Annotated in this window: 17 protein-coding genes; 8 read left to right on the top strand and 9 right to left on the bottom strand. The window is 57.5% G+C overall.

The genetic code is table 11. The features are described 5' to 3' along the window. Positions 1-176: 176 nt before the first annotated feature. The 4 genes from frr to rpsB form a co-directional block, all read right to left on the bottom strand. Entirely contained in the window at positions 177-734 is a 558-nt protein-coding gene (gene frr / locus ACOI7D_RS16535; protein ID WP_002889308.1) for a ribosome recycling factor, read from the bottom strand. 150 nt (positions 735-884) lie between these two features. Then, complete coding sequence (gene pyrH / locus ACOI7D_RS16530; RefSeq protein ID WP_002889306.1) at positions 885-1,610, bottom strand: UMP kinase; 726 nt, start codon at positions 1,608-1,610, stop codon at positions 885-887. Positions 1,611-1,757: 147 nt separating this feature from the next. Then, complete coding sequence (gene tsf, locus ACOI7D_RS16525; RefSeq protein WP_004151930.1) at positions 1,758-2,609, bottom strand: translation elongation factor Ts; 852 nt, start codon at positions 2,607-2,609, stop codon at positions 1,758-1,760. A gap of 119 nt (positions 2,610-2,728) precedes the next feature. After that, on the bottom strand, positions 2,729-3,454 hold the full coding sequence (gene rpsB, locus ACOI7D_RS16520) for a 30S ribosomal protein S2 (RefSeq protein WP_004204447.1): 726 nt from the start codon (positions 3,452-3,454) through the stop codon (positions 2,729-2,731). A gap of 323 nt (positions 3,455-3,777) precedes the next feature. Between rpsB and map the strand changes: the two genes are divergently transcribed. From map to ACOI7D_RS16500, 4 genes are all read left to right on the top strand, one after another. Further along, on the top strand, positions 3,778-4,572 hold the full coding sequence (gene map, locus ACOI7D_RS16515; protein ID WP_004204446.1) for a type I methionyl aminopeptidase: 795 nt from the start codon (positions 3,778-3,780) through the stop codon (positions 4,570-4,572). Between the two features lie 57 nt (positions 4,573-4,629). Further along, positions 4,630-7,293, top strand: coding sequence for a bifunctional uridylyltransferase/uridylyl-removing protein GlnD (gene glnD / locus ACOI7D_RS16510; RefSeq protein WP_023292044.1), 2,664 nt, complete (start codon positions 4,630-4,632; stop codon positions 7,291-7,293). 30 nt (positions 7,294-7,323) lie between these two features. Beyond that, positions 7,324-8,148: a 2,3,4,5-tetrahydropyridine-2,6-dicarboxylate N-succinyltransferase gene (gene dapD, locus ACOI7D_RS16505; RefSeq protein ID WP_002889295.1), complete on the top strand. Its 825-nt coding sequence runs from the start codon at positions 7,324-7,326 to the stop codon at positions 8,146-8,148. A 107-nt stretch (positions 8,149-8,255) separates the two neighbouring features. Beyond that, complete coding sequence (locus ACOI7D_RS16500) at positions 8,256-8,642, top strand: DUF3461 family protein (RefSeq protein WP_002889292.1); 387 nt, start codon at positions 8,256-8,258, stop codon at positions 8,640-8,642. 119 nt (positions 8,643-8,761) lie between these two features. On the opposite strand, the gene cdaR is transcribed toward ACOI7D_RS16500, so the two are convergent. The 3 genes from cdaR to dgt all read right to left on the bottom strand — a co-directional run bounded on the left by cdaR (position 8,762) and on the right by dgt (position 13,168). Then, complete coding sequence (gene cdaR / locus ACOI7D_RS16495) at positions 8,762-9,919, bottom strand: DNA-binding transcriptional regulator CdaR (protein WP_023292043.1); 1,158 nt, start codon at positions 9,917-9,919, stop codon at positions 8,762-8,764. Between the two features lie 166 nt (positions 9,920-10,085). Further along, a complete protein-coding gene (gene degP, locus ACOI7D_RS16490; protein ID WP_023292042.1) occupies positions 10,086-11,519 on the bottom strand; it encodes a serine endoprotease DegP in 1,434 nt (477 codons plus the stop codon). A 134-nt stretch (positions 11,520-11,653) separates the two neighbouring features. Next, complete coding sequence (gene dgt / locus ACOI7D_RS16485; RefSeq protein WP_049013573.1) at positions 11,654-13,168, bottom strand: dGTPase; 1,515 nt, start codon at positions 13,166-13,168, stop codon at positions 11,654-11,656. A gap of 83 nt (positions 13,169-13,251) precedes the next feature. Between dgt and mtnN the strand changes: the two genes are divergently transcribed. Genes mtnN through ACOI7D_RS16470 form a run of 3 tightly spaced genes read left to right on the top strand, consistent with a single transcriptional unit; the run spans position 13,252 to position 15,406 of the window. After that, positions 13,252-13,950 carry a 5'-methylthioadenosine/S-adenosylhomocysteine nucleosidase gene (gene mtnN, locus ACOI7D_RS16480; protein WP_023292040.1) on the top strand — a complete coding sequence of 233 codons (699 nt, stop codon included), beginning with the start codon at positions 13,252-13,254 and terminating at the stop codon, positions 13,948-13,950. After that, positions 13,943-14,743, top strand: coding sequence for a vitamin B12 ABC transporter substrate-binding protein BtuF (gene btuF / locus ACOI7D_RS16475; RefSeq protein ID WP_050533865.1), 801 nt, complete (start codon positions 13,943-13,945; stop codon positions 14,741-14,743). Before mtnN ends, btuF begins: the two co-directional genes overlap by 8 nt. Before the next feature lie 36 nt (positions 14,744-14,779). Then, positions 14,780-15,406: a TRIC cation channel family protein gene (locus tag ACOI7D_RS16470; RefSeq protein WP_023292038.1), complete on the top strand. Its 627-nt coding sequence runs from the start codon at positions 14,780-14,782 to the stop codon at positions 15,404-15,406. Between the two features lie 82 nt (positions 15,407-15,488). Here the strand turns inward: ACOI7D_RS16470 and erpA are convergent, their stop codons facing one another. Further along, a complete protein-coding gene (gene erpA, locus ACOI7D_RS16465; RefSeq protein WP_002889275.1) occupies positions 15,489-15,833 on the bottom strand; it encodes an iron-sulfur cluster insertion protein ErpA in 345 nt (114 codons plus the stop codon). Between the two features lie 81 nt (positions 15,834-15,914). Further along, entirely contained in the window at positions 15,915-17,333 is a 1,419-nt protein-coding gene (clcA, locus tag ACOI7D_RS16460; protein ID WP_032429103.1) for a H(+)/Cl(-) exchange transporter ClcA, read from the bottom strand. 180 nt (positions 17,334-17,513) lie between these two features. Here clcA and hemL point away from each other — a divergent pair, with 180 nt between their 5' ends. Next, entirely contained in the window at positions 17,514-18,794 is a 1,281-nt protein-coding gene (gene hemL, locus ACOI7D_RS16455; RefSeq protein ID WP_017900647.1) for a glutamate-1-semialdehyde 2,1-aminomutase, read from the top strand. Positions 18,795-19,011 lie beyond the last annotated feature (217 nt).

Raw genomic sequence — 19,011 nt, 5'->3', positions numbered from 1 at the left:
CCCCTACGCAGCAATTATCAGGGATAAGACGGCGGCATCAGGCCTTCAACTTAGCGCTAAAGGCTACAAGGCCAGCGGTCGCAACGCAATCCCGAGAATTGAGCGTACAGTCTTCTGTACGGCGTTTCGGATTTTACTCAGGCCAGACGCTGTCAGGCCCGAGTAAGGGCAGAGCATCAGAACTGCATCAGTTCCGCTTCTTTGTCTGCCAGCGCCGCGTCAACTTTCTTGATGGCGGCGTCAGTCATTTTCTGCACGTCGTCCTGAGAACGGCGATCGTCATCCTCGCTGATCTCTTTCTCTTTCAGCAGCGCTTTGACTTTGTCGTTGGCGTCGCGGCGAACGTTACGTACGGCAACGCGCGCCTGCTCAGCTTCACCACGCACGATCTTGGTCAGATCTTTACGACGCTCTTCGGTCAGCGGCGGCAGCGGAACCCGAATATCGCTACCGGCAGAGCTTGGGTTCAGACCGAGGTCGGACGCCATGATCGCTTTTTCAACAGCCGCGGACATAGAACGGTCAAAGACGTTGATTTTCAGGGTACGGGAGTCTTCGACGGTGACGCTGGCCAGCTGGCGCAGCGGGGTCGGCGTACCGTAGTATTCAACAACAATCCCGTCCAGCAGGCTCGGAGAAGCACGACCCGTGCGAATTTTGCTGATTTGGTTTTTGAATGCTTCGACGCATTTTTCCATGCGGATTTCAGCATCTTTTCTGATATCGCTAATCACGTTACGAATCCTTGAAAGCTTGTCTCAGTCAGACCAGACGGGGCACCCGTCGGAAAATGAGCTAAGTATAGTCAGATTTAATGAAAATCACCGGGTAATATCCCCGCGAAAGTAAAGCGGAATCTTACCCGGATTTGGCGCTGACGGGAATTATTCCGTGATCAATGTGCCTTCTTTTTCGCCCATCACCACGCGACGCAGCGCGCCAGGTTTGTTCATGTTGAAGACGCGAATCGGCAATTTATGGTCACGCGCCAGGGTGAAGGCCGCCAGATCCATCACTTTCAGCTCTTTTTCCAGCACTTCGCTGTAGGTCAGCTGATCGTACATCGTGGCGGAAGGATCTTTGGCCGGATCGGCGGTGAATACGCCGTCAACCTTGGTGGCTTTCAGCACCACATCGGCTTCAATTTCAATCCCGCGCAGGCAGGCTGCGGAATCGGTGGTAAAGAACGGGTTGCCGGTACCCGCAGAAAGGATCACCACGCGGTTGTTGCGCAGCAGGCTGATCGCCTCTGCCCAGCTGTAGTTGTCGCACACGCCGTTCAGCGGAATGGCGGACATCAGACGAGCGTTCACATAGGCGCGGTGGAGCGCATCGCGCATCGCGAGGCCATTCATAACCGTAGCCAGCATGCCCATGTGGTCGCCCACAACGCGGTTCATACCCGCTTTCGCCAGACCAGCACCACGGAACAGGTTACCGCCACCAATTACTACGCCAACCTGAATACCCAGCTCAACCAGCTCTTTGATCTCTTGAGCCATGCGGTCAAGTATGCTTGCATCAATACCGAAGCCTTCTGAGCCCTGCAGCGCTTCGCCACTTAATTTCAGCAGAATACGTTTGTAGACGGGTTTTGCATTGGTAGCCATGTTTCTTTCCTGAGACTGTCAACGAATGAGATGTGAGAATTCCGGCGACATTGTATGTCGCATTTCAGCGCGGTCACTATAAGCAGTTGGCTGAATTTACAAAATGGGCGCAAAAAGAAGCCGCCCTCAGGCGGCTCCTTGTAAAAATTAAGACTGCTTGGACATCGCAGCAACTTCTGCTGCAAAGTCAGTCTCAACTTTCTCGATGCCTTCGCCCACTTCAAAGCGGATGAAGCCAGTCACGTCAGCGTTGTGCTCTTTCAGCAGCTGACCAACAGATTTGCTCGGCTCCATGACGAAAGGCTGACCAGTCAGAGAAACTTCGCCGGTGAATTTCTTCATGCGGCCTTCAACCATTTTCTCTGCGATTTCTTTCGGCTTACCGGACTGCATCGCGATGTCCAGCTGAACCTGGTACTCTTTCTCTACCACTTCAGCAGACACGTCTTCCGGCTTAACGAATTCCGGCTTGCTTGCGGCAACGTGCATTGCCAGCTGCTTAACCAGCTCTTCGTCAGCGCCTTTAGCGGCAACCAGAACGCCGATGCGCGCACCGTGCTGGTAGCTGCCCAGAACGTCGCCTTCCAGAACAGCGATACGACGGATGTTGATGTTCTCACCGATTTTAGCAACCAGGGCAACACGTTCTTCTTCGAACTGCGCTTTCAGAACTTCAACGTCGGAGATTTTACCCGCAACAGCGGCGTCCAGTACTTTGTCAGCAAATGCCTGGAAACCACCATCTTTAGCAACGAAGTCAGTCTGGCAGTTAACTTCCAGAATATAACCGTAGTTGCCTTCGATTTTGGTTTTGATCACGCCGTCAGCAGCCACGTTGCCTGCTTTCTTCGCCGCTTTGATCGCGCCGGATTTACGCATGTTTTCGATTGCCAGCTCGATGTCGCCATTCGCTTCAGTCAGCGCTTTTTTGCAATCCATCATGCCTGCGCCAGTACGTTCGCGCAGCTCTTTTACCAGGGAAGCGGTAATTTCAGCCATTCTAAAATCCTCGGGAGATGTGGATACTGCCCGGCCAACGGCCAAACAGCGTAAATTGAAAAAAGGGGCCGATAATGGGCCCCTATTCATACACGGTACTAATAAGGGCTTAAACCTTATTATTCAGCTTCTACGAAGCTTTCTTCCGCCTGAGAAGCCAGGTCCTGAGAGCGACCTTCACGAACGGTAGCAGCAACAGCGCCCAGGTACAGGCTTACTGCGCGGATTGCATCGTCGTTACCCGGGATAACGAAGTCTACGCCGTCCGGATCAGAGTTGGTATCAACGATAGCAAATACCGGGATGCCCAGGTTGTTTGCTTCTTTGATAGCGATGTGCTCGTGGTCAGCGTCGATAACGAACAGTGCGTCCGGCAGGCCGCCCATGTCTTTGATACCGCCCAGGCTGTTTTCCAGCTTGTCCAGCTCACGAGTACGCATCAGCGCTTCTTTTTTGGTCAGCTTGTCGAAAGTACCGTCCTGAGACTGAGTTTCCAGGTCTTTCAGACGTTTGATGGACTGACGAACGGTTTTCCAGTTAGTCAGCATACCGCCCAGCCAGCGATGGTTCACGAAGAACTGGTCGCAGCTCAGAGCAGCGTCTTTTACCGCTTCGCTTGCAGCGCGCTTAGTACCAACGAAAAGGATTTTACCTTTACGAGCAGCGATCTTGTTCAGTTCAGCCAGAGCGTCGTTGAACATCGGTACGGTTTTCTCAAGGTTGATGATGTGAACTTTGTTACGCGCACCGAAGATGAACGGCTTCATTTTCGGGTTCCAGTAACGGGTCTGGTGACCGAAGTGAACACCAGCCTTGAGCATGTCGCGCATGGAAACAGTTGCCATGTTTAAAACCTCTATAGATTAAATTGGGGTTATGCCTCCACGTATCCCATATTACCGACCCCGAAGGGCACCCCGGAATATGTGCCGATACGTGTGTGTTATTACACAAAGTGAGCGATGTCGCTTACGTCCCATCCTTGTGTATCTGAGATGGAACGGAAGTCCGGCGCGCTTTATATCACAAAATCCATCCAGACACCAACTCTTGTTGACGTCACGTGCTGTTAATGATTCTCAGTTTGGCACCAGCCTACCCGGACTGTTACCATTGACAGGACTTACTCTATTATTGTCGAAAATATCGACACTGCTGGACATACTCCATGGCTATCTCTATTAAGACATCTGAAGATATTGAAAAAATGCGCGTTGCCGGTCGCCTGGCCGCTGAAGTGCTGGAAATGATCGAACCCTGGGTTAAGCCGGGCGTCAGCACTGGCGAACTGGACCGTATCTGTAACGACTATATCGTTAACGAGCAGAAGGCCATTTCCGCCTGTCTCGGCTATCACGGCTATCCGAAATCCGTCTGCATTTCGGTCAACGAAGTGGTCTGTCACGGTATCCCTGACGACGGCAAGCTGCTGAAAGATGGCGATATCGTGAATATCGACGTGACCGTCATTAAAGATGATTTCCATGGCGATACCTCCAAAATGTTTATCGTCGGCAAACCGACGATTCTCGGCGAGCGCCTGTGCCGCATCACTCAGGAAAGCCTGTACCTGGCGCTGAAGATGGTGAAGCCGGGAATCAACCTGCGCACCATCGGCGCGGCGATCCAGAAATATGTGGAAGCGGAAGGGTTCTCCGTGGTTCGCGAATACTGTGGTCACGGCATCGGCCGCGGCTTCCATGAAGAGCCGCAGGTGCTGCACTACGACTCGCCGGAAACCAACGTCGTGCTCAAACCAGGCATGACCTTCACCATCGAGCCGATGGTCAACGCCGGTAAAAAAGAGATCCGCAGCATGAAAGACGGCTGGACGGTGAAAACCAAAGACCGGAGCTTGTCTGCGCAGTACGAGCATACTATTGTGGTGACAGACAACGGCTGCGAAATTCTGACGCTACGTAAGGATGACACCATCCCGGCGATAATCTCGCACGATGAATGATGAAAAGCCGGCGCCCGCCGGCTTTTTTATTAGATAGTTTTTTCTTATGGTGACGCGATGAGCAACTCATTACCTGACACAGCCTCCCCCCTTCTGCCCATCCCGCCGGAACATCCGGTGAGCTGGCCGCAGGGCGATCTGAACTGTGCTGCAATTAAGGCGCACATCGATACCTTTCAGCACTGGCTGGGCGAGGCGTTTGACGCCGGTATCGCCGCGGAGCAGCTCATTGCGGCGCGCACCGAATTTATCGACCAGCTGCTGCAGCGGTTGTGGATCGCCTGCGGCTTTGAATCCGTCTGCGACCTGGCGCTGGTGGCCGTCGGCGGCTATGGCCGCGGCGAGCTGCATCCGCTCTCTGACGTCGATCTGCTGATCCTCAGCCGCAAAAAGCTGCCGGACGACCAGGCGCAAAAGGTCGGCGAACTGCTGACGCTGCTGTGGGACGTCAAACTGGAGGTAGGCCACAGCGTGCGCACTCTCGAAGAGTGTCTGCTGGAAGGGCTTTCGGACCTCACCGTCGCCACCAACTTAATCGAATCGCGCCTGCTGATCGGCGACGTCGCGCTGTTCCTTGAACTGCAAAAACATATTTTTAGCGACGGCTTCTGGCCATCAGAAAAGTTCTTCGCCGCGAAAGTTGAAGAGCAGAACGTCCGTCATCAGCGCTATCACGGCACCAGCTATAACCTCGAGCCGGACGTGAAAAGCAGCCCCGGCGGCCTGCGCGATATCCATACGCTACAGTGGGTGGCTCGCCGCCATTTCGGCGCCACCTCGATGGATGAGATGGTCGGCTTCGGCTTTCTGACCGAAGCCGAGCGCAATGAGCTCAACGAGTGTCTGCACCAGCTGTGGCGTATCCGCTTCGCGCTGCATCTCGAACTCACTCGCTATGACAACCGCCTGCTTTTCGACCGCCAGCTCAGCGTCGCCCGCCGGCTCGGCTATGAAGGCGACGGCAACCAGCCGATTGAGCATATGATGAAGGACTTCTTCCGCGTCACCCGCCGGGTGAGCGAGCTGAACCAGATGCTGCTGCAGCTGTTTGAAGAGGCCATCCTCGCCCTGACCGAGGATGAAAAACCGCGCCCGATCGATGATGATTTCCAGCTGCGCGGCACGCTGATCGATCTGCGTGACGATACGCTGTTTATTCGCGAGCCGCAGGCCATTCTGCGCATGTTTTATATCATGGTGCGCAACAGCACCATCACCGGCATCTACTCCACGACGTTGCGCCATCTGCGCCACGCCCGCCGTCATCTGACCCAGCCGCTGTGCTATATCCCGGAGGCGCGCACGCTCTTTCTCAGCATGCTGCGCCATCAGGGGGCAGTGAGTCGCGGACTGCTGCCGATGCATCGTCACAGCGTGCTGTGGGCCTATATGCCGCAGTGGTCCCATATCGTCGGCCAGATGCAGTTCGACCTGTTTCACGCCTACACCGTCGATGAACACACCATCCGCGTGATGCTCAAGCTGGAGAGCTTTGCTAAAGAAGAGACCCGTAGCCGCCACCCGCTGTGCGTGGAACTGTGGCCGCGCTTAACGCACCCGGAGCTGATTTTAATCGCCGCCCTGTTCCACGACATCGCCAAAGGGCGCGGCGGCGACCACTCGATCCTCGGCGCGCAGGATGTGCTGAAATTTGCCGAACTGCACGGGCTGAACTCCCGTGAAACGCAGCTGGTCGCCTGGCTGGTGCGTCACCACCTGCTGATGTCGGTCACCGCCCAGCGGCGCGATATTCAGGATCCGGAGGTGATTAAGCAGTTCGCCGAGGAGGTGCAAACGGAAAATCGCCTGCGCTATCTGGTGTGCCTGACCGTCGCCGATATCTGCGCCACCAACGAAACCCTGTGGAACAGCTGGAAGCAGAGCCTGCTGCGCGAACTCTATTTCGCCACTGAAAAACAGCTGCGTCGCGGCATGCAAAGCACCCCGGACATGCGCGAACGGGTGCGTCACCATCAGCTGCAGGCGCTGGCCCTGCTGCGGATGGACAATATTAATGAAGAGGCGCTGCATCAAATCTGGAACCGCTGCCGCGCCAACTATTTCGTGCGACATACGCCGACGCAGCTCGCCTGGCACGCCCGCAACCTGCTGCGCCACGATCTGAATAAGCCGATGATCCTCCTGAGCTCGCAGGCCACTCGCGGCGGAACGGAGATTTTTATCTGGAGCCCGGATCGCCCTTACCTGTTCGCCGCGGTGTGTGGCGAACTGGACCGTCGCAACCTCAGCGTCCACGACGCGCAGATCTTTACCACCCGCGACGGCATGGCGATGGATACCTTTATCGTCCTTGAGCCTGACGGCAGTCCGCTGTCCGCCGACCGCCACGAGGCGATCCGCCAGGGTCTGGAACAGACCATCACCCAGCGCAGTTGGGAGCCCCCGGCGCCCCGTCGTCAGGCGGCAAAGCTGCGTCATTTTTCGGTGGACACCGAGGTGAATTTCCTGCCGACCCATACCGATCGCAAATCGTTTCTCGAGCTGATTGCCCTTGACCAGCCCGGGCTGCTCGCCCGCGTCGGTCAGGTGTTCGCCGACCTCGGAATTTCGCTTCACGGGGCGCGAATTACGACAATTGGTGAGCGAGTAGAAGATTTATTTATAATCGCTACCGCCGACCGGCGTGCCCTTAATAATGAGCTGCAACAAGAAGTGCAACAACGGTTGACAGCGGCCCTCAATCCAAACGATAAAGGGTGACGTATTTTTTTTAGTGAATGGAAAGAAACAATGCAGCAGTTACAGAACGTTATTGAGTCCGCCTTCGAGCGTCGCGCCGACATCACGCCGGCCAATGTGGATACCGTGACCCGCGAAGCGGTTAACCAGGTTATTGCCCTTCTGGATTCCGGCGCGCTGCGCGTCGCTGAGAAGATCGACGGTCAGTGGGTGACGCATCAGTGGCTGAAGAAGGCGGTACTGCTCTCTTTCCGTATTAACGATAACCAGGTTATCGATGGTGCGGAAAGCCGCTACTTCGATAAAGTACCGATGAAATTCGCTGACTATGACGAAGCGCGTTTCCAGAAAGAAGGTTTCCGCGTGGTGCCGCCGGCAGCGGTGCGCCAGGGCGCGTTCATCGCCCGCAACACTGTGCTGATGCCGTCCTACGTTAACATCGGCGCCTACGTTGACGAAGGCACCATGGTTGACACCTGGGCCACCGTCGGCTCCTGCGCGCAGATCGGTAAAAACGTTCACCTGTCCGGCGGCGTCGGCATCGGTGGCGTACTGGAGCCGCTGCAGGCGAACCCGACCATCATCGAAGATAACTGCTTCATCGGCGCGCGCTCTGAAGTAGTTGAAGGGGTGATTGTCGAAGAAGGCTCCGTGATCTCCATGGGCGTTTACCTGGGTCAGAGCACCAAAATCTACGATCGCGAAACCGGCGAAGTCTTCTACGGCCGCGTGCCGGCTGGCTCGGTAGTGGTGTCAGGCAACCTGCCGTCGAAAGATGGTAAATACAGTCTGTACTGCGCAGTGATCGTGAAGAAAGTCGATGCTAAAACTCGCGGCAAGGTCGGCATTAACGAACTGCTGCGCACCATCGACTAAAGCAAATAAAAAGCGGGAGATATCCCGCTTTTTTGATATTTGATGCTGGCGAGAATGGATTTTTTCGTTAATTATTCAATGGTTATGATGCTATCAAAGGTACCGTTATGTACGATAATCTGAAAAGTCTTGGCATTACCAACCCTGATGAGATCGATCGCTATAGCCTGCGGCAGGAAGCTAACAACGACATTCTGAAAATCTATTTTCAGAAAGACAAAGGCGAATTCTTCGCCAAGAGCGTGAAGTTCAAATATCCGCGTCAGCGCAAAACCGTCGTCGCCGACGGCGTCGGCCAGGGCTACAAAGAGGTCCAGGAGATCAGCCCCAATCTGCGTTACGTCATCGATGAGCTGGATCAGATTTGCCAGCGCGACCGCACTGAAATCGATCTCAAGCGTAAAATCCTCGACGATTTACGCCATCTAGAAAGCGTGGTCACCAATAAGATCAGCGAAATCGAAGCCGATCTGGAAAAGCTCACCCGTAAGTAAGCGCATCCCCGGCGGCGCGTCGCCTGACCGGGCTGGCGGTATCAAACCGCTACCGACAGCATGCATCGTCCAGGCCGGGTATGGCGAGTCGCTACCCGGCATTTTTTTACCTCCACGCCTTAGCGTTGTTCATCCAGCTGCAGCGCGATATACAGCAGCAGCCGGTCGTCAAAGCTGCCAAGATCCAGCCCCGTCAGCTCCGAGATACGATTCAACCGGTACTCCAGCGTATTGCGATGAATAAACAGGGCCTTCGACGTCGCCAGCGGCTGCACGTTATGGCGAAACCACGCCTGCAGCGTTCGTCGCAGCAGCCCGTTGTTATCCATCGCCTTGAGACGCGCCAGCGGACGAGCCAGCTCATTGGCCTGCCAGCCGCCGCGCAGGCTGTCAAGCAGCACCGGCAGCATCAGATCCTGATAGAAATAGCAGCGGCTCTCCGGCATCCGCTGCTTGCCCACCATCATCGTCGTGCGAGCGGTACGGTAAGAGCGGGCGATACTCCCGGGACCGGTGAAGAAGTTGCCCAACGCCACGCGGAAACGGAGCTGGCCATTCTCTTTCATCCTGGCGATAAGCTGCTCGACGCGCCGGACGTGATCGTCGGCGTCCCAGCGGCCAAAGCTGTTCAGCGCCGGTTTCAGCACCACCATTTCCGTGAGCGAGACAATGGCCACGAGATTATGGCGATCGGGCGTGGTCAGCGCGTTCTGCAGCTGCTGTAGTTCCGCCATCGCGCTGTCTACGCCGAGCTGGCCGCTGTCCACCTCAATCATCGCCACCACGCGCGGCTGATTCAGGTCGATGCCTAATCGCTGAGCCCATTCGTTCAGCGCCGGGGTATGCTCTTCCGCCTGAATCAGGTTCATCACCAGCTCTTCGCGCAGACGGCTGTCCTGCGCCAGGAGATGCATCAGTCGCGACTGCTCCAGCATCATTTCTGCCGTCATGCACACCAGCTCGCCATATTTTCGCAGCGACTCCGGCTCGCCGGTCAGGCCGATCACCCCGACGATCTCCCCCTCCAGGCGCAGCGGCAGGTTAATGCCCTGGCGCACCCCGTGCAGATGGCGAGCCACCGCGTCGTCGATATCCACCACCCGCCCCTGGGAAAGCACCAGCAGCGCGCCTTCGTGCAATTCACCAATCCTTTCCCGATCGCCGCTGCCAATAATCCGCCCGCGGGCATCCATCACGTTGATGTTGGTATCGATGATGCGCATCGTCCGCGCCACAATATCCTGCGCCATTTTGGTATCGAGATGCCAGCCAGCCATGTAATCCTCCCCTTTGCAGGGCACCAGCATAAAAGAGTCGTCGCCCTGCCGCATTGTGCATATGCCCGAAGCCCGGATGAGATATGTGGAGTTGTGGAAGCGGTCACAGAACGGAAAAAAGCCCCTGCCCTCGGCGAGGGAAGGGGCTGGGATCAAGCGCTGACGATTACTGCAGCAGCAGGTAGATAGAGGCGTCGCCGCGCTGAATGTTCAGCGCCAGCACGGACGGTTTGGCGTCGAAGATTTTCCGCAGATCGGCGATGTTTTTCACCGGCTGCTGGTTGGCCCCGACAATGATGTCGCCTTTCTTGAGGCCAATCTGCGCCGCCGGGGTGCCGGCTTTCACATTATTGACCACCACGCCTTTGTCCTGACCCTTGTTGCTCATTTCCGCCCCTTCAATCCCGTTGAAGATGGTGCTGGAGTCAACCTGGGTCTGGTTGCTCTGCTGCAGTTCGACGGTGACGGTCACCGGTTTGCCATCGCGCAGCAGGCCAAGCTCAACCTTGCTGCCGATAGGCATGGTGCCGACCTGAGCACGCAGCGCGGCGAAGCTGCTGATCGCCTTCCCGTTGAGGGAGGTGATCACATCGCCGGCTTTAATGCCCGCTTTCGCGGCCGCCGATCCCGGCATCACCTGGCTGACGAAGGCGCCGCGCTGGGCGTCGACTTTCATCGCTTTCGCCAGCTCAGAGTTCAGTTCGGTGCCCATGATGCCGAGCTCGCCGCGTTTCACCTGGCCATATTTCACCATCTGCTCGGTCAGGTTTTTCACCATGTTGCTCGGGATAGCAAAACCGATACCGATGTTGCCGCCGTCCGGCGCCAGAATGGCGGTGTTGATGCCGATCAGCTCGCCGTTGAGATTCACCAGCGCGCCGCCGGAGTTCCCGCGGTTAATCGCCGCATCGGTCTGGATAAAGTTTTCGTAGTTTTCCACGTTCAGGCCGCTACGACCCAGCGCGGAAACAATCCCGGAGGTCACGGTTTCGCCCAGACCGAACGGGTTACCGATAGCCACGGTGTAGTCGCCGACGCGCAGCGCGTCAGAGTCGGCAAGCTTAATTGCCGTCAGGTTTTTCGGATCCTGAATCTGAATCAGCGCGATATCAGAGCGCGGGTCTTTACCCACGACTTTGGCATCAAACTTACGACCATCGCTCAGCTGGACCTTAATCGTGGTGGCGTTGTCCACGACGTGGTTGTTGGTCACCACATACCCTTTGGCCGCATCAATAATCACGCCGGAGCCCAGCGCCATGAATTTCTGCTGCTGGCCGCCGTCAGGCTGACCGCCCTGTCCGCCGCCCTGGCAAAACGGCGAACTCTGGAATGGAGAACCATCCTGGCAGAACGGCGAGTTATCGCCAAAGAACTGCTGGAAGTTACGCGGCATCCGTGGGGTATTAACGGTGGTGCTACCTTCAACGTTAATGCTCACCACCGACGGCATCACTTTCTCCAGCATCGGGGCCAGGCTTGGCATCTGCTGCGCGTTAGTGGCCGAAGATGCCGTTTCCGCCGCGCTCGCAGAGAGCGGGGACAATGCCAGACCTAAACTCAGAGCCAGTGCACTCATTGCTAACGTGGTTTTTTTCATCAGTTTCAATCTCAATATCAGAAAACGAAAGTTGCTGTGTACGTGACTATCAGAGTCATTTTATAGCGCTAAGTTCCGGAATTAAGTTTCTGGAAAAAGTAAAAATTTATTGTCCATCTTTACAAAACTCCAGCCTATTCCACCGCCATCAGTCGTCGATATTCATCCCACGCATATAAATCCGTCATCCCGCTGATATAATCCTGAATCAGACGGCAGCGATAATAGTATTCCATCAGCGCAAATTCAGGCGCTGTGCGCGCGAGCTTATTTACCGCTTCCACATAGGCCAGCCGGTGGCGGGTTGAAAGTTTCTGATACAGTCGGGAGGCAATGGGTAAACGCCGTACCCGCTCCTGCGCCACTAATTCGCTGAAATCCTCCAGTGATAATTTCAGCAGCGGCTGATAGATATCCAGCAGGCCGCTGATCACCCGGTAGCCCTGCAATTCCAGCTGCTCGACATCCGGATGGCTAAACACCTGTTTCATCGCCACATTTTTATAAAGCTCCAGCAGCTGACTGCAATCGCTGTCGTCCTCGAGCAGCGCATGATTAAAGTCGCCCGTAAAGATGGCCGGCAGGTTGTCAATAAATCGGCGCGCCGCGTAGGGCACCAGCTTATTCAGCGTGTTCACCCGCAAATACATAAAAAACTGATCTTCCGCGCTCTGCTTCAGGGAATTGGCTCGTGATTTCTCCCAGGCATTTTCAACCACCTGCGAGAATAACGATCCTTTTTCATGGCTGCCCCAGGCGTCGTAAAGATGCTGATAAAGCTGCTCAGCGCTGAAAATACGTTTTTCCACCGCGTCCTCGAGATCCGCGACGCAATATGAGATGTCATCCGCGGCTTCCATAATCCAGGTTAATGGGAACCGATTGTAAGGCGCCAGATCCAGTTCTTTACGCAGGCGCGCCACATACTCCTCTTCGGCTAAATAGTAGCCAGGCTTCTTCATTAAATAACTGTGGCTGGCTGGCGTCGCCTCGGACCACCACGCCGGACGAGTATATTTCAGAATACAGCCGACCTGCGCCCAGGTCAGATTCATGCGCATCAGCGTATGGACCAGACGAATGCCCTGGGCGTTGCCCTCAAAGCAGCAGAGATCCTGGCGCACTTTACGGCGCAGCGCGTTAAGCGACGTTTCCCCCTCCTGCAGGCGTAATGCCTGCACTTCACAGCGATCGTCGGTCAGCGGCTGCCCGAGCGCATCGCCGGGCGCCAGACGCTGGCGGAACCAGTCGTTAATCGCCGCCTCGCCAAAATGGCCAAACGGCGGGTTGCCGATATCGTGCATCAGGCAGGCCATCTCCACGACGCTCTCGAATGGCCCGGTCAGCTCTTCCAGGCCATACTCTTCCAGCAGCCTCTGCTCTTTCAGCCGGCTCAGTACCTCTTTGGCGATATAACGCCCCACCTGCTGCACCTCCAGCGAGTGGGTCAGACGGGTACGCACCGCCGCGTTTCGCTCCAGCGGGAAGACCTGAGTTTTTTGCTGTAAGCGACGGATGGCCGGCGAGTTGACGATCCGTCCCCGATCGCTTTCGAAGATCCGCAGGATGTCGCGCTCCGTCTCGACACGCGGCGGCGAACGGAAGCGTCGACGCCAGTTTATCTTGTTGCGAAAATCAATCTTTGCCATAGCCTCTCCCGCGCGAGCAATACGCTTCCCCTTAAGCGCATGATAGACTATGCAACTAAACCTGACACATCGCGAGTAAATCTATGAAAATTGGCATTATTGGCGCTATGGAAGAGGAAGTTACCCTTCTGCGCGACAAAATCGAAAACCGCCAGACTATCACTATTGGCGGGAGCGAAATCTATACCGGCCAACTTCACGGCGTTGACGTCGCGCTGCTGAAGTCTGGTATCGGGAAAGTGGCGGCGGCGATGGGCGCGACCCTTCTGCTGGAGCGTTGCCAGCCTGACGTGATCATTAATACCGGCTCAGCCGGCGGCCTGGCGTCGACGCTGAAGGTCGGCGATATCGTCGTCTCCGATGAAGCGCGCTACCACGACGCCGACGTCACCGCCTTCGGTTATGAGTACGGCCAGCTGCCTGGCTGCCCGGCGGGCTTTAAAGCGGACGAAAAACTGGTGGCCGCCGCGGAGAGCTGCATTAACGCGTTAGATCTCAATGCCGTTCGCGGCCTGATCGTCAGCGGCGATGCCTTCATTAACGGCTCTGTCGGTCTGGCGAAGATCCGCCATAATTTCCCGCAGGCGATCGCTGTGGAAATGGAAGCGACCGCTATCGCTCACGTTTGCCATAACTTTAAGGTTCCCTTCGTGGTGGTTCGCGCCATCTCCGATGTGGCCGACCAGCAGTCTCACCTCAGCTTTGAGGAGTTCCTTGCGGTCGCCGCCCGACAGTCCACCCTGATGGTGGAGAATCTGGTCCAGAACCTGGCACGTGGCTAAGTCGCTCTCCTTCGCGCTTGCCGCGCTGCTGTTACTCGCCCCGGCGTGGCTGCTGGCCGCGCCGCGGGTGATCGCCCTCTCCCCCGCCAATACCGAACTGGCCTTTGCCGCCGGGATCACGCCGGTCGGCGTCAGTAGCTATTCCGATTATCCGCCGCAGGCCAAAACGATTGAGCAGGTTGCCAGCTGGCAGGGGATGAACCTGGAGCGCATCGTAGCGTTAAAGCCAGACCTGGTGCTGGCCTGGCGCGGCGGTAATGCCGAACGTCAGGTTAACCAGCTGCAGTCGCTGGGTATCCACGTCCTCTGGGTGCAGACTTCGACCATCGAAGAGATCATCGCCACCCTGCGTCAGCTGGCGCAGTGGAGCCCGCAGCCGGAAAAAGCGCAGCAGGCGGCGCAGGCGATGCAGCAGGAATACGATGCGCTGAAAGCGCGCTATGCCAGCGCGCCGAAGAAACGCGTCTTCCTGCAGTTCGGTTCCGCCCCGCTGTTCACCAGCGGCCCCGGCTCGATTCAGGATCAGGTGCTGAGGCTGTGCGGCGGCGAGAATATCTTTGCCGCCAGCCGCGTTCCCTGGCCGCAGGTGAGCCGCGAACAGGTGCTGGCCCGTCAGCCGCAGGCGATTGTGGTGACCGGCGACGCCAGCCGCATCGCCGAGGCGCAGCGCTTTTGGCAACATCAGCTCACCATTTCGTTGATTGCGTTACACAGCGACTGGTTTGAACGCGCAAGCCCACGTATTATCCTCGCCGCCAAACAACTTTGTGCGGCGCTCGACCAGGTAAAATAACCATCCGGTAAAGCGGATGTTCAGTGGGAATCAACGATGCTTGTCTATTGGCTGGATATTATTGGCACGGCCGTTTTCGCGATCTCCGGCGTTCTGCTGGCCGGAAAATTACGCATGGACCCGTTTGGCGTGCTGGTGTTAGGCGTGGTGACGGCGGTGGGCGGCGGAACCATCCGCGACATGGCGCTGGCGAATGGCCCGGTATTCTGGGTCAAAGATCCCACCGATCTGGTGGTGGCGATGGTCACCAGCATGCTGACCATCCTGCTGGTCCGCCAGCCGCGCCGGCTGCCGAAATGGATCCTGCCGGTGCTCGACGCCGTCGGTTTAGCGGTGTTTGTCGGCATCGGCGTGAATAAAGCCTTTCTCGCCGGCAGCGGCCCGCTGGTAGCGGTATGCATGGGGGTGGTGACCGGCGTTGGCGGCGGGATAATCCGCGACGTGCTGGCGCGCGAAATTCCTATGATTCTGCGCACCGAGATCTACGCCACCGCCTGTATTGTCGGCGGCATTGTCCACGCCACCGCGCACGACACCTTCCATCTCCCGCTGGAGAATTCGGCGATGATGGGGATGGTGGTGACCCTGGCGATCCGGCTGGCGGCGATCCGCTGGCACCTGAAGCTGCCGACGTTTGCCCTGGACGATAACGGACGGTCATAAAAGCAAAACGGTAACCTTGAGGTTACCGTTTTTAGCGTTGGCGCCCTCTCGCTGCGAGAAAAAGCCCCCTGCCGCGCTCGCTTTAAACGCTGAACGAGGACCCGCAGCCGCAGGTGCTTTTCGCGTTCGGGTTGGTCACGATAAAGCGCGAACCTTCCAGCCCTTCGGTATAGTCGACAGAGCCGCCGACCAGGTACTGCAGGCTCATCGGGTCAACCACCAGGCCGACACCCTGTTTCTCAATGGTCATATCCCCTTCGTTCACCTGATCGTCGAAGGTGAAGCCATACTGGAAACCGCTGCAACCGCCGCCGGTGATATACACGCGCAGTTTCAGGTTCGGATTATCTTCATCCGCAATCAGGTGTTTTACTTTATTGGCTGCGGCTTCGGTAAACTCCAGCGGCAACGCTACGTCATCACTCATTTTTTGCTCCCATTGATACTTCCGGCCGGTTAAAGAATAACCGGACCTTTTGAGCCATTATCTAATACCCTGGTAAATCGTTCAAGTATTCTCCCGGGGTGCCTGCTGCGCTTTTGCCGCCTGCTCGGCCTCCTGCTTCGCCAGAGTACGTTGCAGAATGGTCGAATACAAAGGCTTACCGCCGAGGAATTGCGCCAGTAGTGTTGCGCCAAGGCAGGTAATAATCATTGGCAAAATGAGCTGATAGTTATCGGTCATCTCCAGCACCAGCACAATCCCGGTCAGCGGCGCGCGCACCGAGGCGGCGAGCAGCGCCCCCATACCGGCGATGGCGAAGGTGCCGGCATCGAGATGGTAGGACGGAAACAGCGGAATAGCCGCCATGCCGAACGCCGTGCCCAGCAGCGTGCCGAGCGCCAGCATCGGGGCGAAAATGCCGCCCGGCGCGCCGGAAGAGAAGCAGATCAGCGTGGTCACCACGCGGGCAATAAAGATGAACAGCAGCAAACCGACGGAGAAGTTACCGGCGGCGGCGATGGGGATCAGGTTAAAGCCGCCCCCCACCGCGGAGGGCTGCATCAGCCCCAGCAGGCCGCAAAGCCCGCCGATGACCCCGCCAATTAACACCCATTTTTTGATGTTGCCGCCGTGAATGCGCTGGAACAGATCCTGGGTGCGTAGCACCAGAAAATTAAACAGCGGACCAAAGCAGCCAAACAGCATCCCCAGCACCAGGTACAGCCACAGGGTATTCACCGGGGCATTGCTCAGCTTGCCCACCTCTATAATTGCCGCCTCGCCGTTGAAAATGCGAAACACAATGCTCGACATGATCACGCCGGTAAATACCGCTTTAATGGAGATCAGGTTGTAGCGGAACTGCGGGCGCATCTCTTCGATGATAAACAGGATACCGGCCAGCGGCGCGTTAAAGGCCGCTGAGAGCCCCGACGCCGCACCGGTCGCCAGCAGCGTGTGCCGCGCTTCCGGACTGCGCATGCGGAAAATATCCAGCACCATGCGTCCAATGTTGCCGCCAAGCTGCACCATCGGCCCCTCGCGTCCCAGTACCATTCCGGCGCCCAGGGTCCCCATGCCGCCGATGAATTTCACCGGCAGCACGCGCCACCAGCGCACCGGCCGCAGCTCCTCCAGCGCCCCTTCGATTTCCGGGATCCCCGATCCGCCAGCCTCCGGCGCAAAACGGCGCACGAGGAAATAGCCGACCATCGCCAGCAGCGCCGACAAGATAAACGCCAGCGGCCAGACCAGATACCAGTGGTCCGCCACCTGCGCCAGCGCGCCGATCCGCTGGTTCTGCACCCAGTTCACGCTCTTCTCAAACGCCACGCCCACCAGCCCGGCCAGCGTGCCGACCACCGCCGCCATAAACAGCACCGCCAGCGGCGTTTTATCGCGCTGAATCAACCGGCGCACCGCATCGCCGCGACGCACCCGCACGAACTGATGTGCCTCAAAAGAGGGAGTTTCTGCTTTCATGCCATTATCAATTATTGGTAATACAAATGAAGAGAGAGGCATTTTAGCCGCCCCGGCGCGCTGCGTCGTCAAAAAAATGCCCTTGCGGCACATTGTTTCAATTGGGCAAAACTTTCATAACCATCCTGGAATAACTTAGAATAGCCGATAAAACATTTTTCACGAACCAGGACCCTGGCCATGAGCAAATCTGAAAATCTGTACCACGCCGCGCGTGAACTGATCCCCGGCGGCGTTAACTCGCCGGTCCGCGCCTTCACCGGCGTCGGCGGCACCCCGCTGTTTATCGAACGCGCGGATGGCGCTTACCTCTATGACGTGGATGGGAAAGCCTATATCGATTATGTCGGCTCCTGGGGTCCGATGGTGCTGGGCCACAACCATCCGGCGATCCGCAACGCGGTGATCGAGGCGGCGTCCCGCGGCCTGAGCTTTGGCGCGCCGACCGAAATGGAAGTAAAAATGGCGGCGCTGGTGACCGAGCTGGTGCCGACCATGGATATGGTGCGCATGGTGAACTCCGGTACCGAAGCCACCATGAGCGCGATTCGCCTGGCGCGCGGCTTCACCGGCCGCGACAAGATCATCAAGTTCGAAGGCTGCTACCACGGCCATGCCGACTGCCTGCTGGTGAAAGCCGGTTCCGGCGCGCTGACTCTCGGCCAGCCGAACTCGCCGGGCGTGCCGGCTGATTTCGCCAAACATACCCTGACCTGCACCTATAACGACCTCGCCTCCGTGCGCGCGGCGTTCGAGCAGTATCCGCAGGATATCGCCTGCATCATCGTCGAGCCGGTCGCCGGGAATATGAACTGCATTCCGCCGCAGCCGGAGTTCCTGCCGGGCCTGCGCGCGCTGTGCGACGAATTTGGCGCCCTGCTGATCATCGACGAAGTGATGACCGGCTTCCGCGTGGCGCTGGCGGGCGCGCAGGCTTATTACGGCGTGGAGCCGGATCTGACCTGTCTCGGGAAAATCATCGGCGGCGGGATGCCGGTAGGCGCCTTCGGCGGCCGTCGCGAGGTGATGGACGCGCTGGCGCCCACCGGTCCGGTCTACCAGGCCGGAACCCTCTCCGGTAACCCGATCGCCATGGCCGCCGGCTTCGCCTGCTTAAGCGAAGTGGCGCAGCCGGGCGTGCATGAAACCCTCACCGAGCTGACCAACCAGCTGGCGCAAGGCCTGCTCGATGCGGCGCGTGACGCCGGGATCCCGCTGGTGGTCAATAACGTCGGCGGCATGTTCGGCATCTTCTTTACCGATGCCGAAACCGTCACCTGCTATCAGGACGTGGTGAAGTGCGATGTCGAACGCTTCAAGCGCTTCTTCCATCTGATGCTGGAGGAAGGCGTTTACCTTGCGCCGTCAGCGTTTGAGGCTGGCTTTATGTCCGTCGCCCACAGCGAAGAAGATATCGACAATACCATCGACGCCGCGCGTCGGGTATTTGCCAAACTGTAAGGTGCTTGAATGCCTGGTGACGCAGGGATTTTCCCGGATGCGGCGCATTGCGCCTTATCCGGGCTACCAAATCGCACAGCGCTGTAGCCCCGGTAAGCGATAGCGCCACCGGGGAGTTTCCCGGATGCGGCGCATTGCGCCTTATCCGGGCTACCAAATCGCACAGCACTGTAGCCCCGGTAAGCACTAGCGCCACCGGGGATGTTGAGGCCATCCG

Source organism: Klebsiella sp. C360 (assembly GCF_048822415.1).
In the GTDB taxonomy this organism is placed as follows: Bacteria; Pseudomonadota; Gammaproteobacteria; order Enterobacterales; family Enterobacteriaceae; genus Klebsiella; species Klebsiella quasipneumoniae.
Note: the sequence above shows the minus strand (reverse complement) of the source record. Positions and strands in the feature narration are given on the sequence as shown.